This window comes from Marinomonas arctica, from assembly GCF_003259225.1.
Taxonomy (GTDB): Bacteria; Pseudomonadota; Gammaproteobacteria; order Pseudomonadales; family Marinomonadaceae; genus Marinomonas; species Marinomonas arctica.
In genome coordinates, this window is record NZ_QHJF01000013.1 from 104,063 (window position 1) to 117,925 (window position 13,863).

14 protein-coding genes are annotated in these 13,863 nt (G+C 44.1%); 9 read left to right on the forward strand and 5 right to left on the reverse strand.

Going from position 1 to position 13,863, the window contains the following annotated elements:
• Positions 1-24 precede the first annotated feature (24 nt).
• Positions 25-1,722: a urocanate hydratase gene (gene hutU, locus DK187_RS09550; protein WP_111607123.1), complete on the reverse strand. Its 1,698-nt coding sequence runs from the start codon at positions 1,720-1,722 to the stop codon at positions 25-27.
• 303 nt (positions 1,723-2,025) lie between these two features.
• Here hutU and DK187_RS09555 point away from each other — a divergent pair, with 303 nt between their 5' ends.
• Together DK187_RS09555 and DK187_RS09560 are read left to right on the forward strand one after the other, a co-directional pair.
• The gene (locus DK187_RS09555) at positions 2,026-3,426 is read left to right on the forward strand and encodes a formimidoylglutamate deiminase (RefSeq protein ID WP_111607124.1); all 1,401 of its coding nucleotides are present in this window, start codon (positions 2,026-2,028) and stop codon (positions 3,424-3,426) included.
• The gene (locus DK187_RS09560) at positions 3,419-4,012 is read left to right on the forward strand and encodes a HutD/Ves family protein (RefSeq protein WP_111607125.1); all 594 of its coding nucleotides are present in this window, start codon (positions 3,419-3,421) and stop codon (positions 4,010-4,012) included. Before DK187_RS09555 ends, DK187_RS09560 begins: the two co-directional genes overlap by 8 nt.
• A 102-nt stretch (positions 4,013-4,114) precedes the next feature.
• On the opposite strand, the gene DK187_RS09565 is transcribed toward DK187_RS09560, so the two are convergent.
• Positions 4,115-4,957, reverse strand: coding sequence for an SDR family oxidoreductase (locus DK187_RS09565; protein WP_111607126.1), 843 nt, complete (start codon positions 4,955-4,957; stop codon positions 4,115-4,117).
• A 102-nt stretch (positions 4,958-5,059) separates the two neighbouring features.
• Here DK187_RS09565 and DK187_RS09570 point away from each other — a divergent pair, with 102 nt between their 5' ends.
• Entirely contained in the window at positions 5,060-5,398 is a 339-nt protein-coding gene (locus tag DK187_RS09570; protein WP_111607127.1) for a winged helix-turn-helix transcriptional regulator, read from the forward strand.
• Between the two features lie 156 nt (positions 5,399-5,554).
• On the opposite strand, the gene DK187_RS09575 is transcribed toward DK187_RS09570, so the two are convergent.
• The gene (locus DK187_RS09575; RefSeq protein WP_223232292.1) at positions 5,555-6,445 is read right to left on the reverse strand and encodes a GlxA family transcriptional regulator; all 891 of its coding nucleotides are present in this window, start codon (positions 6,443-6,445) and stop codon (positions 5,555-5,557) included.
• Positions 6,446-6,580: 135 nt separating this feature from the next.
• Between DK187_RS09575 and DK187_RS09580 the strand changes: the two genes are divergently transcribed.
• On the forward strand, positions 6,581-7,477 hold the full coding sequence (locus tag DK187_RS09580) for an MBL fold metallo-hydrolase (RefSeq protein ID WP_188322952.1): 897 nt from the start codon (positions 6,581-6,583) through the stop codon (positions 7,475-7,477).
• 127 nt (positions 7,478-7,604) lie between these two features.
• Here DK187_RS09580 and hutC read toward each other — a convergent pair whose 3' ends face one another.
• Positions 7,605-8,360, reverse strand: coding sequence for a histidine utilization repressor (gene hutC / locus DK187_RS09585; RefSeq protein ID WP_223232291.1), 756 nt, complete (start codon positions 8,358-8,360; stop codon positions 7,605-7,607).
• A 94-nt stretch (positions 8,361-8,454) separates the two neighbouring features.
• A complete protein-coding gene (locus tag DK187_RS09590) occupies positions 8,455-9,114 on the reverse strand; it encodes a cytochrome b/b6 domain-containing protein (RefSeq protein WP_111607130.1) in 660 nt (219 codons plus the stop codon).
• A 166-nt stretch (positions 9,115-9,280) separates the two neighbouring features.
• Between DK187_RS09590 and DK187_RS09595 the strand changes: the two genes are divergently transcribed.
• The 5 genes from DK187_RS09595 to DK187_RS09620 all read left to right on the forward strand — a co-directional run bounded on the left by DK187_RS09595 (position 9,281) and on the right by DK187_RS09620 (position 13,858).
• The gene (locus tag DK187_RS09595) at positions 9,281-10,312 is read left to right on the forward strand and encodes an SRPBCC family protein (RefSeq protein ID WP_111607131.1); all 1,032 of its coding nucleotides are present in this window, start codon (positions 9,281-9,283) and stop codon (positions 10,310-10,312) included.
• Positions 10,313-10,372: 60 nt separating this feature from the next.
• Positions 10,373-10,573 (forward strand): hypothetical protein, encoded by a 201-nt coding sequence (locus DK187_RS09600; RefSeq protein ID WP_111607132.1) that lies wholly within the window; start codon positions 10,373-10,375, stop codon positions 10,571-10,573.
• Positions 10,574-10,691: 118 nt separating this feature from the next.
• Positions 10,692-11,981, forward strand: a complete 1,290-nt coding sequence (pepQ, locus tag DK187_RS09605) for a Xaa-Pro dipeptidase (RefSeq protein ID WP_111607133.1) — start codon at positions 10,692-10,694, stop codon at positions 11,979-11,981.
• Between the two features lie 294 nt (positions 11,982-12,275).
• Positions 12,276-13,268 carry a tripartite tricarboxylate transporter substrate binding protein gene (locus tag DK187_RS09615; RefSeq protein WP_111607135.1) on the forward strand — a complete coding sequence of 331 codons (993 nt, stop codon included), beginning with the start codon at positions 12,276-12,278 and terminating at the stop codon, positions 13,266-13,268.
• 74 nt (positions 13,269-13,342) lie between these two features.
• On the forward strand, positions 13,343-13,858 hold the full coding sequence (locus tag DK187_RS09620; RefSeq protein ID WP_111607136.1) for a tripartite tricarboxylate transporter TctB family protein: 516 nt from the start codon (positions 13,343-13,345) through the stop codon (positions 13,856-13,858).
• The last annotated feature ends 5 nt before the right edge of the window (positions 13,859-13,863 follow it).

Below are 13,863 nucleotides of genomic sequence, written 5' to 3' on the forward strand. Positions count from 1 at the left end.
AAGGCATTGAAAATTAACAACGAATTATTTTGCTTGGGCGCCAGTGATCATAGGTAAATTTAGCCCCTGCTCTTTCGCGCAATCGATAGCAATATCGTAACCCGCATCCGCGTGGCGCATCACGCCTGTGGCGGGATCATTATGCAGAACACGTGCAATACGTGCTGCCGCATCATCACTACCATCGCACACAATGACCATACCAGAATGTTGTGAAAAACCCATGCCAACGCCGCCGCCGTGGTGCAAAGATACCCACGTCGCGCCTGATGCGGTATTTAACAAAGCATTCAATAATGGCCAATCCGATACGGCGTCAGAGCCATCCTTCATGCCTTCAGTTTCACGGTTCGGGCTGGATACAGAACCCGAATCCAAATGATCACGGCCGATAACGATTGGCGCCGACAACTCACCGCTGCGAACCATTTCATTAAAAGCTAGGCCAAGTTTGGCACGTTGACCAAGACCGACCCAACAAATACGCGCTGGCAAACCTTGGAACTGAATACGCTCACGGGCCATGTCTAACCAGCGGTGTAAATGCGCATCATCCGCGATCAATTCTTTTACTTTGGCATCGGTTTTATAAATATCTTCTGGATCGCCAGACAAAGCCGCCCAGCGGAAAGGCCCGATACCACGGCAGAACAAAGGACGAATATAAGCGGGAACGAAGCCTGGGAAATCAAACGCATCTTCAATGCCTACTTCCAATGCCATTTGACGAATGTTGTTGCCATAGTCAAAGGTCGGAATGCCCATTTTCTGGAAATCCAACATGGCTTGAACATGTTTTGCCATAGACTGCTTAGCGGCTGTGACAACATCTTTTGGTTGAGTTTGTGCTTTTTCGCGGTACTCTTCCCAACTCATGCCCAATGGCAAATAACCATTTAATGGATCGTGAGCCGATGTTTGGTCGGTCACCATATCTGGGCGAATACCACGTTTTACCATTTCTGGCAGAATGTCTGCCGCATTACCGCAAAGCGCGATAGACATCGCTTTTCCTTCCGCTGTGTATTTTTTGATGCGCGCCATGGCATCGTCTAGGTCAGTCGCTTGCTCATCCACATAGCGAGTACGTAGACGGAAATCAATGCGGCTTTGCTGACATTCGATATTCAACGAACACGCACCCGCTAAGGTTGCCGCCAGTGGCTGAGCACCGCCCATACCACCAAGGCCAGCGGTTAATACCCAACGACCCGTTAAGTTACCATCGTAATGCTGACGACCTGCTTCAACGAAGGTTTCATAAGTACCTTGCACTATGCCTTGGCTACCAATGTAGATCCAAGAACCCGCCGTCATCTGGCCGTACATGGCCAAGCCTTTCGCGTCTAACTCATTGAAGTGTTCCCAGTTCGCCCAATGTGGCACTAGGTTTGAGTTAGCAATCAATACGCGCGGCGCGTTGCTGTGGGTTTTGAACACGCCCACGGGCTTGCCAGATTGCACTAATAAGGTTTCGTCTTCTTCTAGTTCTTTTAGAGATTCAACAATTTTGTCATAACATTCCCAGTCACGCGCCGCACGACCGATACCACCGTAAACCACCAATTCTTCTGGGTTTTCCGCTACATCAGGATCGAGATTATTCATCAGCATACGCATGGGCGCTTCCGTGAACCAAGATTTGGCGGTAAGAGTCGTTCCTGTGGCGGCTTTTACCACACCAGCGCGGTAGCGTTTCTGAGCGAGTGTTTGCTTAGTCATTTTTTCACCTATCAAAGAATGTCTTTTGATTCTGATTAAAAGTAAGATTTAACGAACATGTATATACAATTAACTTAAAGATAAAATCTAATTTTTCTAGATGCAAGCCATTTTTTAAAATAAATCCAGCAAATTCAGATTAAAAAAGACAAAGAGCTCGTTGTGAAAAGCAAAAAAACCTTAACAAACAAGCACTACATAAGTGCATTATCAGAAGAAAAAGAAACGTATTAAAAACAAACTTGTATATACATTATATTTTCTATTACACTCGAAATACCCATCTTCATTAGGAAATGACTTGTGACTAGCCAATACTCAACTCATTGCGATAGCACTCAATACTATTTTGCGCAGCGCGCTTTGCTCTCTTCAGGCTGGGCGAAAGGTGTGCTTTTCTCTGTTAAAAATGGTCAATTTCACTCTTTTGAAGCAGACAGTTCACCAACAACAGACTGCCATGTATTATCTGGCCCCGTCTTGCCGACCCTAGCAAATGTTCACTCCCATGCCTTTCAGCGAGTGATGGCCGGTGCTGCGGAAGTCAGTTTAAATCCCAATGACAGTTTTTGGAGTTGGCGCGATTTAATGTACAAAATCGTACAAAAGCTGACGCCCGATGACGCACACATCATCGCTAAGCAGCTGTATATCGACATGCTAAAAGCGGGTTACACACAAGTGGGGGAATTTCACTACTTGCATCACGATGTTGGCGGCAAGCATTACAATCAGCTCGGAGAAATGTCGAATCAGATCATCGCTGCAGCAGACGAATCTGGAATGGGCTTAACTTTGCTACCCGTGCTGTATTCTCACTCTGGTTTTGGCGGACAAGCACCGAGCGCCGGACAAGCACGCTTTATCAACTCCACCGATTCTTATTTGGCATTACACCAAGCCTGCGATAAAGCGCTAGCCAATCACGCTCGCCATAAATTGGGCATTTGTTTTCACTCTCTGCGCGCAGTGACCAAACCACAAATTGAAACTGTGCTGTCTGCCTTAAAACAAGAGGTTCCGATACACATCCATATCGCCGAGCAACAAAAGGAAGTACAAGACAGTCTCGCCTTCAGCGGCCAACGCCCTGTGGAATGGCTGCATAATGAAATCGGTTTGAATGAACGCTGGTGTTTGGTTCACGCCACCCATTTAACAGACGCTGAACGCCAAGCCATTGCCACCAGCCAAGCCATTGCAGGATTATGCCCCACGACTGAAGCCAATCTTGGCGATGGTATTTTCCCAGGCGTCGCCTTCGAACAAGACAACGGCCGCTGGGGCATAGGTTCAGATAGCCATGTGAGCTTATCGATTGTCGAAGAATTACGTACCTATGAATACGGGCAGCGTCTGCGTGATCAACAACGCAACCGCCTATACCGTGCGGACCAAACCAGCGTGGGTGACAACCTTTACCAACAAGCCTTATTAGGTGGAAATCAAGCCTGCGGCGTATCATTGGGATTAAGCCAAGGTAACCGCGCTGACTTTATGGTGCTGGACGAGTCTCATCCTTTCATCGCCGCCAGCGAAGCCAAAGACCTACTCAACCGTTGGCTATTTGCCACCAATGAAAACCTTGTAAAAGACGTTTTTGTCGCGGGCAAACACATCATAAAAGACTTCCACCACCAGCAAGAAGAAAGCAGCCGTTTGGCCTTTACTCAAGTCATTAAAAAGGCCATGTACCATGCCTAACTTCATCATCATCGAGCAATCACAATACCAACGAATGCCGTGGAAAAACGGCCTTGGGGAAACCCTAGAGATTCAACGTCATGACGATGAAAGCGGCCTGCGTTTTCGCATTAGTCAGGCATCGGTTGTTGAAGATGGCATGTTTTCCGACTTCAGCGGCTTGCATCGCACCTTGGTGTTGTTATCTGGTGAAGGCATGACACTCGAACACACTGACACAAACACAGACACGCACAACCGCCACACTCATGTTTTGAATAATGTGTTGGATATAGCACGCTTTTCTGGCGGTGATAAGACTCACGCTACCTTGAAAAATGGCAAGATCGAAGACCTGAATATCATGGTGCGAGAAAGCGATACCCAAGCCAAGGTGAAAGCATGCGCCGCCCCCTGCTCGCTCTTGCTGTCAGATAGCGACACCTTGTTCAGTGGTTTCTACGCCTGTGAAGAGGCCGTACTGGATATACATGGTGCTGATGCGGTCACCATCAAGGCTCACGGCATGGTGATCTTCTCGCAAAACGCCAAGGCCACATTAATCCTAGGCCGTGGCGTTTTGATCGGTATAACAGCGTTAGACTAGCGTCCAAAGTGCCCAAACAGTTTAGAGCGCTCTGTTATTTATCTTAATTTAAACTAGATCTCAACAACCCTTCATTTAATTTGATGGGATCCACAAAAGAACTCAAACATTCATATCCGTTAGCCACTGTCCAACAGTACGTGGTGTAATTCCTAGCAATACTTGTGCGCTAATCGCTTGTTGGATTGCTGAATCTTGAGTCAGTGCTTTTGCCTTATACCCTTCAACAACCTCTGCGGCAGCACCTTCCCCAAACAGAACCGCTAATTTAATACCAAACTCTTCAGGAGCTAGGCTTTCAAAGTTAACATCATGACCAAAATGCTTAGCAAAGGCATTTGCTAATTCATTACCCGTGATGGCTGGCAGTTGGCCAACTTCAACAACTCCTGTCACAGAGGAATCAAGAAGAAGTGCTGCTGCAACATCAGCTATATCAAGATGAGAGCACCAAGAAACTGGATAGTCACTACGTAATGGATAAGGAAGCTTATGCTCATCTTTTACTGGTCCAATCACCATTGGCAACAATAAATTTTCAAGATAGAGCTGCGGCGCGATAATTGCTAAGGATATTCCTGTTTTCTCAAGCTCGTTAATCAAAGTAGGTAATGCGCTTTTATCGTCAGGAATCCCTAACGGCCATCCACTAGTTGAAACAACTACCCGCGCAGGCTTAGCTTTATCAATTGCTTTTGCTATGTTATGTGCAAATTCATTGCGCATTGGCTCAGGGCCTATTGGTAGATGTATAAATACTCCATCAGCACCAGTATAAGCAGAAACAAGTGAGTCCAATGAAGCTAAATCCAAAGCAACTGCTGGAGCCCCTTTTAAAGAGCTAGGATCACGAACAGCTGCAATAGCATTCTTCCCTTGCTCAATTAATTTATTATAAAGCGGTGCACCTTGAGCGCCTGTTGCGCCATTAATAATATATTTCATGCGTATTCCATCTTGGTTATTAAAACAGAGTAATGATAGTGCTAAAATAAGTTCAGTTACGTCAAATGCACTATTAGAAAAAGTTACAAAAAAGAGAAATATATGAATAACAGAGAAACACCTTGTTGCGGTGTAGCGCGTTTTCTAATACTTATGGATGGTCCATGGGCAACGTTAATCATTCGAGAGCTATTGCATGGCCCATTGCGATTTACTGAACTTAAAAATAAGTTAGATGGTATTAGTGCACATACTCTTACCCACCGACTAAAGCAATTTGAAGCTAACGGACTTGTTACACGCACAGCGTATGCAGAAACACCGCCTCGAGTGGTGTATGAGTTAACTACTTTAGGTGAAAATCTGCGAGATGTTTTAGAAGCAATGGGGAAGTGGGGGGAAGCTGTCCCGGACCAACTGATCCAACGCAATAAATTATAAAGAAAGGTTATAGGGGCATTTAATCTTGGTTCACTTATTGAACCTAATTAACTTCCCGCAAACGTTTTACGCCAAGAGCTTGGACTAACTTGAAAGCGCCGATTAAAGTGCTGACGGAAGGAAGTTGATGTTTGAAAACCTACAATTTCAGCTATTTTATCGATAGAAGGAAGTTGATGTTTGAAAACCTACAATTTCAGCTATTTTATCGATAGACAGTGTTGTACTTTCAAGCAGCTCAAGGCTTCGCTGTAGGCGTGCATAAACAAACCATTTGCCAAATGACATGCCAGTAGCTTTATTGAAATGCCGAGTAAAGGTACGACGACTCATACATAAATTTTCAGCTAAATCGGCAATGGAATATTGCTTGTCGAGGTTTTCACGTAAGTTATCCAGTAATCGATTAATTTCTACATCTTGAGTGGATTTAGGGATTGGTTGTGCAATAAATTGTGCCTGACCTCCTTCTCTATGTGGAGGGACCACTAAAACACGAGCAACTCCATTCGCTATTTTTGTGCCATATACGGACCTTACGATATACAAACAACAATCTAAAGCCGCAGCCGTACCCGCAGAAGTGACTAAACGGTCACTTTCAACATAAAGTGCATTTGTATTTAGCTTTATATTTGGAAACCGGTTTGTAAAATCATCCTCGGCCATCCAATGTGTCGCTGCCTCCTTTCCATCCAATAGCCCTGAGTAGGCTAATGCATAAGCGCCATAACAAAGTCCTACTACCATTGCCCCTCTTTCATGGGCTCGGATTAATGCATTCGTTAAGTTGAGTGCAGGCGGACTGTCTAACTCATGCCAACCAGGAATAATGACTATATCGGCTATATCTAATAGCTCCAGCCCGCCATCAGGTCGTATCGTCATACGATTTTCCGCATGCTCTAATTCACCATCAATTGATACTACTTTCAAGTCAAAAATAGGCTTGCCATCTGGTGCCACAGAAAAAACAGCCTGCGGAGCAGCGATATGAAAAGCACTGAACTGTCTATACAGAACGATAGCTACCTTTGGAATTTTCATAGGCTGAATTCTCATATTTTACAGTTACACATTATTTGGCCCAATTTTTTCGTTTTTTGTCATTTGGGTCAATATTCATATAGATAAGTATTGATAATAATGACTCATATTAATCAACTACCAAAGAGATCTACTATGCGATTCAAATCTATTTCCACCGTACTCGCGCTAGGCCTAGCGACTTTTATCAACACTGCAAACACATTTGCCGAATCAACACCTACTATTAACAAGGAATTCCAGCAGATTCAATTTCAGCATATTCGAAATGCTACCTCTAAAATTACTTATGGTGATACAACATTTTTAATCGACCCCATGCTGGCAAAGAAAGATGCTTATCCAGGTTTTGCTGGTACTTACCGTAGTGAAATACGTATACCAATGACTGATTTACCAATTTCTGCTGAAGCTGTTATTGATAATGTGGATGCCGTCATCATCACTCACACTCACCTTGACCATTGGGACGATGCCGCCCAAAGTTTACTACCTAAAACGCTTACTTTATTTGTTCAAAATGAAGAAGATGCAAGCATGATTCGCTCTCAGGGGTTCAAAGATGTGCGCGTGCTTGGCGTTAAAGCAACTACATTTAATGGCGTTAGTTTAACCAAAGCAGGTGGACAACATGGAACGGATGAAATGTACGCAATCCCAACATTAGCCAAAACGTTAGGAGAAGCTATGGGGGTCGTATTACAAGCAGATAACTACAATACTGTATATTTTGTAGGTGATACAATTTGGCGTGACGAAGTAGAAAACACACTCAACAAATTTAAACCTGAAGCTGTTGTTCTTAACACGGGTGATGCTCGTTTAGACGGCGTTGAAGGTGCTATTATCATGGGTAAACAAGACACGCTTCGAGCCATTGAACATGCACCTGAAGCTAAAATTATTGCTGTACATATGGATACGGTCAATCATGCGGCACTGTCTCGTAACGAATTAAGAACATTCGTACAAGAAGAAAAAGTTGCGGGACAGGTATTCATCCCTGAAGATGGCGAATATTTACCGCTGTAATCATCTCTACTACATAGACACATCTAAGTAAACTGATACAGAAATAGTTAGATCCTCCAATTGATATAGGCCTTTTTATACAAATTTCTTGTAATAAAAGGCCTCCTGCACCAAAAAAACGAGCACACTAGCGACCAAAATGCCCAAACAGTTGAAAGCGCGAGCCGGGGTGAAGTAAACGCGCGGCGGTAACGATGTCATCACCCGCCCAAGTGCGACGTTTGATTTGTAAGCAGGGTTCTGATGCTTTAATACGCAAACGCTCGCACTCTATCGGGCTAGGCAATATCGCTTCTACCAAATGCTCGCCCTCTGTCATGGGGGCAACACTCATTAAATATTCATAGGAGGTATGCAGAGAAAAATCCTGTTTATCATAGTCAGGAGCAAGATTGGCATTCACTATGCGTTCTTCTATTTGAATAGGTAAGTCGTTTTCAAAGTGCAACACCACAGAACGAAAAATTCCATGGTTAGTACGAACCCCCAGTGTCATGGCTTCTTCTACCGTGGCTTTCGCGGACTCTAATACCAATAACTCTGAGCGATGTTTATGACCACGGGCCGCCACTTCTTCTGCGATGTTATGAACCTCAAACAGTGCCGAATGGGCTTTTTTCTCCGCCACGAAGGTGCCTAAGCCCTGATGGCGCACCAAAAAACCTTCTGCGGTGAGCTCGCGCAAAGCACGATTCACCGTCATACGACTGACGCCCAATGCTTTCACCACTTCAGACTCAGACGGTATACGCTGGTTAACTTGCCACTGACCAGAGGTGATTTTCAATGAAATCGCCTGTTTTAATTTAGCGTAAATGGGCTGTGGGGCATCCGGTAAATCATCAAACAAATTGGCTAGGTTAGGGCTGGTTATTTCAGACACTGAGGGTTCCATCTATTCATATGTGTTAAAAATTTATACTGCAGGCCATCATAACAAACAAAGCACCTGTCTATACATTTTAAACGCGGCTTATTTAAATTGGCATCATGAAAAGTGCCGCCAACCAAGCAAGCCCCATTAGCAAAGAAAAAACCACACCCCAACGTGGGGTTTTTACAGCAATAGAAGTCGGAGCTGGGTGTTTTTTACGCCCATGAATCATGGCCTCGATCAGTCGCTCTTTTAGACACAACTCGTGATAAAGCACAGCGAGTACATGGACTGCCACTAAACCCAATAGTACATTGGGTAAAAAGCGATGAATAGACGCCAACTCACTTGCCCAGTCTTCTGGAATATATGAGTAAAAAGGCCCAAACCAAAAAATGTCATCGCTGGTAAACAGCCCCGTTCCCCATTGCACTGAAAGCGCAAAAAGTAAAACAATGACCATTAACGCTCCAACCGGGTTGTGTCCTAGGTATTTTTTAGGCCGACCTGATAACAAGGACACAGCAAAGCGAAAAGCAACTTTTGGCCCTTTAACAAACTGGCGAAAACGTGCGTAATACGATCCATAAAAGCCATACAGCACACGAGCAATGATCACCGCAGACAAACCATAGCCCATGTAAAAATGATATTGAACGTAGTCTGCGTCAGATTTGCCAGTAATGATCAAACCGGTAAATAAAAACACCATTAACCAGTGGCTAATTCGCACTGGCCAATCCCACACTAGTGTCGATTTCATACTAACCATTCCCACCATGAATATTATTGACTCAAAAAACACTCACTTGCCAAAGAGTGACATTAAACACTATGCTGTGAAAAGCAAGATTCTGGCCATCAAGTTTGCCACAATTGGTTAATAAACACGTTTATGAACACATCATAACTTCAAGAGTGAGACAAATATGGTTGTCATATTGTTGCTAATCACATTTGCAAGCATCCTATTGCTGGCTTATTTCATTTTGTTTAACGGTCGTTTTTTTGGTCGACGCAATGCGGTAATTGATGCGCCTATTGATAAACTTGCAGAAGATTTGAGCGACCTTACTCATTGGCAAAGCTGGCTACCTTGGCTCATTTATGAACCCGATGCCCATGTTGATTATGAATATTTAAACTCAGGCATTCATTCGGTTTTTCCCAGTTGTTTAGTGTGGCAGGGGAAACTCATCAAAGACGGACACATGACATTAGAGCCCGCTCGTTCAGGGGCTCATTACTTTCATACATTGTTAGAAGCCCCTGCGTTTTACCCCAATGATGTACACTTTAATATTGACCTTACCAAACAAAAAGAACGCACACTCATAACGATTCAGGTCACGGGCAAATTGCCTTTTTTTCGTCGCTGGAAGCAAAAAAACTACAGCCTTCGTGCCAATAAAGACGCGGAGTTAGCACTGTTAAAAGTCTTAACCTACTTGAGCAAATATAACACCACGCCAGATCATGAATACCATGAACCTCACTTTGAGTGGCTTGCTAAGGCAAGATTGGATAATGTGGACGCCGTAACACGCCCCTTTGTGGTCAGTAATCAACCCATGTCACAGAAGATGGATCAGGGGTTTCATGATTTACTGACCCAACTTGGCCCAGAAAACCCACCAGCGGGTCCCAGTTTTGCGCTCTATAAAAAAGCCGATATTACTCATCACTATTTTTCTGGGCGCTTAGGCATTCCTGTACAAAATTTAGTGCCTTGTGAACTCTACCCGGAACGTATCGTTCTGCGTGGCTATTATTTACAACTACGCTATTACGGCAGCTACCAGAATTTATCGTTGGCGTGGCATGTCTTGTTCAATTTTATGCGACTGCACCATTTAACACTCAACCGCCATCGTTATGGCGTCGAAGTCTTCGAAGTTGGTCCGACCCATACAGAAAACGCCAAGGACTACGTCACACTCGTTTGCCTACCCATTAAATAATTGGCTTCATTGCTATTTTATGGGACAGTCTGGTCTCAATTGTAAAAAAGGAACCCGTTCATGCTCGAATCTCCCAAAGTCATGTCGCTTGTTGACAGTCTTGTGCGAATTATTCTAACCATAGTGTACTTCTATACTTTTAAGCATTTTTTCGTTATTGAGAATGATCTGTTGCTGGCTTTTGTGTCTGTACTGTGTGCATTTATCACCTTCAAAGGTGGCATTTTTCTCTTCCATAAATTCATCGCCAACAAGCAATAGCAGTACAAAACATTATGCCTTTTAGCGTATGCTAATGCGCTTCATCCCCCTGAAAAACACAACGCAGACGAAATGGACACAGATCGGCGTTCTAGCCCAATGAACAAGAGTCTTTTTTATGACGACACTCTATCAAGCACACCTCGCCATCCTCGTAGATCGTTACGAAAACGCCATGGCACATTTTGGCCTTGATGCCATTGTTTTAGCGTCAGGGGAAAAAAGTTATTACTTTCAGGACGATCACACTCACCCATTTCACGTCTATTCTGGCGCGCAACAGTGGCTACCTTTTAGCTTAGGCGCAGAAACCTATATCGTGCTAAGAACAGGTGAAAAACCGATTTTGGTTTGGCCTATTCGTGACGATTTCTGGCACGCACCAAACCCAGTCCCTAGTGGCGATTGGCAGCAAAATTGGAACATTATTACAGCGAAAAAAACAGACAAATGGTTCGGCGATCTACCCAAGAAAACCGCTTGGCTTGGCCCTCAACCTATGGCATTTGCTGTGTCTTGTGAAGGCTTAAAAGCCTATGTAGATTTTGCTAAAGCCGTTAAAACGGACTTCGAAATCCACACTATGCGTCAGGCAAGCCTTCGCGGTGCGGCTGGGCATCTCGCGGCAAAAGAAGCGTTTCTTGCCGGAATGAGCGAATTAGACATTCATCTCGCCTTTTTAAAAGCCAGTCAGCAAAGTGCTTTTCAAGAACCTTATCCTGGCATTGTCGGCTTAAATGAACACGCTGCCGTGCTGCATTACGAGCATAAATCCATAGAGCCGTTGGGCAATTCCCGTACACTATTGATTGATGCTGGCGCTAACGAGCATGGTTATGCCAGTGATATTACTCGTACCTTTGCGCGCCATGATGATGACTTTAACGCTTTGATCCAAGACCTAGACACCATGGAACAGACGCTTTGCCACAGTGCCTTGTCTGGTGTTAACTTCCGAGATTTACATCAGCAAACACTGATCGGCATTGCCACTTTACTGCGTGAGCACAAAATATGTGCCTTAAATGTGGAGGAGCAGTTAAGCAAACGTATTCCGCAAGTTTTCTTTCCTCATGGTTTAGGGCACTTACTTGGCTTACAGGTTCACGATGTGGGCGGCCATCAAATAGACAAACTGGGGACATTAAGCATGCCTGATGAACAGGCTCCTTTTTTACGCCTCACGCGAACCTTAGCAGAAAACATGGTCATCACCATTGAACCTGGCTTGTATTTCATTCCAATGCTACTCGAAAAAATGCAAGCAGACATACCACAGCATGGTTGTGATATGGCACGTATAGAGCATTTTTTACCTTACGGCGGCATTCGTATTGAAGACAATGTGGTGGTAAAAAACCACCAACCTGTCAATTTAACTCGTGAGGCGTTTTTAAGTAAGTTGTAATTACCCTCCCCCTCGCTCCATTGATATCAAACGATGAATATGAATGGAGCGACCAAAGATCACGTTTTTTCTTTCAAATAGGCCAAAAATCGTAATTTTAACGTCCCTATCTATAACTAAAAGATCACAAAATGGGTAAAATATGGAATAGATAGCATCTTTATAAACAATAACCCATAGGCTAAGGTTACAGTGGTTCCAAAATACCAGTTGAAACACAGAACTGGTATCGATCACTAATAATAACAAAACCAAGCCAAGTTCATTTAACAATGAACACCAAAGAGGCCAATAATGAAAAAAACAACGATTGCGTTACTAGCAGCACTTTCCCTTTCTTCCAGCCTAAGCTTCGCGGATTATCCAACGAAAGACATTCAAGGCATCATCCAATGGGGCGCGGGCGGTTCAACTGATACCGTAATGCGCTCTATCACTCCTCATGTCGAAAAAGAACTTGGAACCAGTATCATCCTGACCAATAAAACAGGTGGTGTTGGTGCCATAGCAACCAAGTTCGTTGATGCGAAAAACGCCGACGGTTATACACTGTTAATGGGGGCAGAAAACCCACAGATGTATAAAATTTTAGGACTATCTGACATCGACTACAGCGATATGATTGCGATCAATGTGTTGGCTCGTGGGACGCCAATTATCGTCGCAAATAACGATGCGCCTTTTAACAACATGCAAGAGCTTATTGATTACACCAAAGCGCATCCAGGTGAAGTGAAATTCGGTTCTACAGGTCCTGGCGGATTAACCTCGATTGTGACAGCGATGTTGGACTCTCAAGTCAAACTGGATTACATCAGTATTCCTTATAATGGTGATGGCCCAGCGCTAACAGCACTTCAAGGTGGTGCGATTGACGTCATGCCTGCTGTACTCGGTGCGACTATCGAACAAATTAAGGCGGGACGAATGAAAGCCATCAGTCTAGTCGATGTAGAATCTAGCAAGCTGTTACCGGATCTTGCGCCTATCACCGATACCTTACCAGGTATGAAGTCTTACTTGCCATGGGGTCCTTTCTTTGGTGTGTTCGTGAAAAAAGGCACATCGGATGAAGCGGTAGAGAAATTACAAGCCGCGTTTCAAAAGGCCGCGTTTAATAGCGACTTTGTGGATCTTATGCAAAAACGTGGTTTCACCATCATGAATATTTCCGGTGATGAAGCCAATTACTTCCTTGAAGCTTACCGTTCAACCTCTTCTTGGTTAGTACACGATGCAGGCTTTAGTAAATTTTCACCAGAAGAGTTTGGTATTCGCAAACCATAACAAATAACCTAACCTCAAGACGCGGCTTACATGGAGTAAACGCGTCTTGTTTCCTTGCTTTATCTGGAGTTACCATGTCCAGCCAGTCCCCTTTTATAAAAACCCGTAAACCAGGAGAGCGAATTTTTTGCCTTCTAATGGTTATGGGCAGTGTTTATCTGTTTTGGCAATCTTATGCCATTTCAGGGTTCAGTTCGTTCAGCTCACCAGGTGCATTTCCACTGGCGGCCTCGGCCACCATGGTCTTGGCTTCCTGTGTGACCTTTTTGAATACGCTAAAGTTACCTGCGGCCGAAAACGTTCGCTTCGTGTATCACTGTTTTCCGCCTATTGTTGCCGTTATTATGGCGTTAATTTTGATTTATTCCGTCGTTTTGGAAAGCCTAGGCTTTGTTCTTTCCAGCTTTGCCTTTCTGTTCGTTTCTATCCAGTTTTTATATCGACGCAGCGTCCTCACTACACTCACAATAAGCTTGCTGGCCTTAATTGTCGTGTACATTATTTTTCGCTTAATTTTCCAAGTCGTGCTTCCTGAAGGCATCGTACCCGAACGCGAAATTTTATCCTCAATAAAATCTTTGTGGAGCTAGTCACT

Excerpts from the sequence above, each read along its gene's own strand:
- DK187_RS09615 (WP_111607135.1), top strand. The coding sequence starts at position 12,276 with ATGAAAAAAACAACGATTGCGTTACTAGCAGCACTTTCCCTTTCTTCC.
- DK187_RS09590 (WP_111607130.1), bottom strand. The coding sequence starts at position 9,114 with ATGAAATCGACACTAGTGTGGGATTGGCCAGTGCGAATTAGCCACTGG.
- DK187_RS09560 (WP_111607125.1), top strand. The coding sequence starts at position 3,419 with ATGCCTAACTTCATCATCATCGAGCAATCACAATACCAACGAATGCCG.
- DK187_RS09565 (WP_111607126.1), bottom strand. The coding sequence starts at position 4,957 with ATGAAATATATTATTAATGGCGCAACAGGCGCTCAAGGTGCACCGCTT.
- DK187_RS09595 (WP_111607131.1), top strand. The coding sequence starts at position 9,281 with ATGGTTGTCATATTGTTGCTAATCACATTTGCAAGCATCCTATTGCTG.
- DK187_RS09570 (WP_111607127.1), top strand. The coding sequence starts at position 5,060 with ATGAATAACAGAGAAACACCTTGTTGCGGTGTAGCGCGTTTTCTAATA.
- DK187_RS09620 (WP_111607136.1), top strand. The coding sequence starts at position 13,343 with ATGTCCAGCCAGTCCCCTTTTATAAAAACCCGTAAACCAGGAGAGCGA.
- DK187_RS09575 (WP_223232292.1), bottom strand. The coding sequence starts at position 6,445 with ATGAAAATTCCAAAGGTAGCTATCGTTCTGTATAGACAGTTCAGTGCT.
- pepQ (WP_111607133.1), top strand. The coding sequence starts at position 10,692 with ATGACGACACTCTATCAAGCACACCTCGCCATCCTCGTAGATCGTTAC.
- DK187_RS09580 (WP_188322952.1), top strand. The coding sequence starts at position 6,581 with ATGCGATTCAAATCTATTTCCACCGTACTCGCGCTAGGCCTAGCGACT.
- hutU (WP_111607123.1), bottom strand. The coding sequence starts at position 1,722 with ATGACTAAGCAAACACTCGCTCAGAAACGCTACCGCGCTGGTGTGGTA.
- DK187_RS09600 (WP_111607132.1), top strand. The coding sequence starts at position 10,373 with ATGCTCGAATCTCCCAAAGTCATGTCGCTTGTTGACAGTCTTGTGCGA.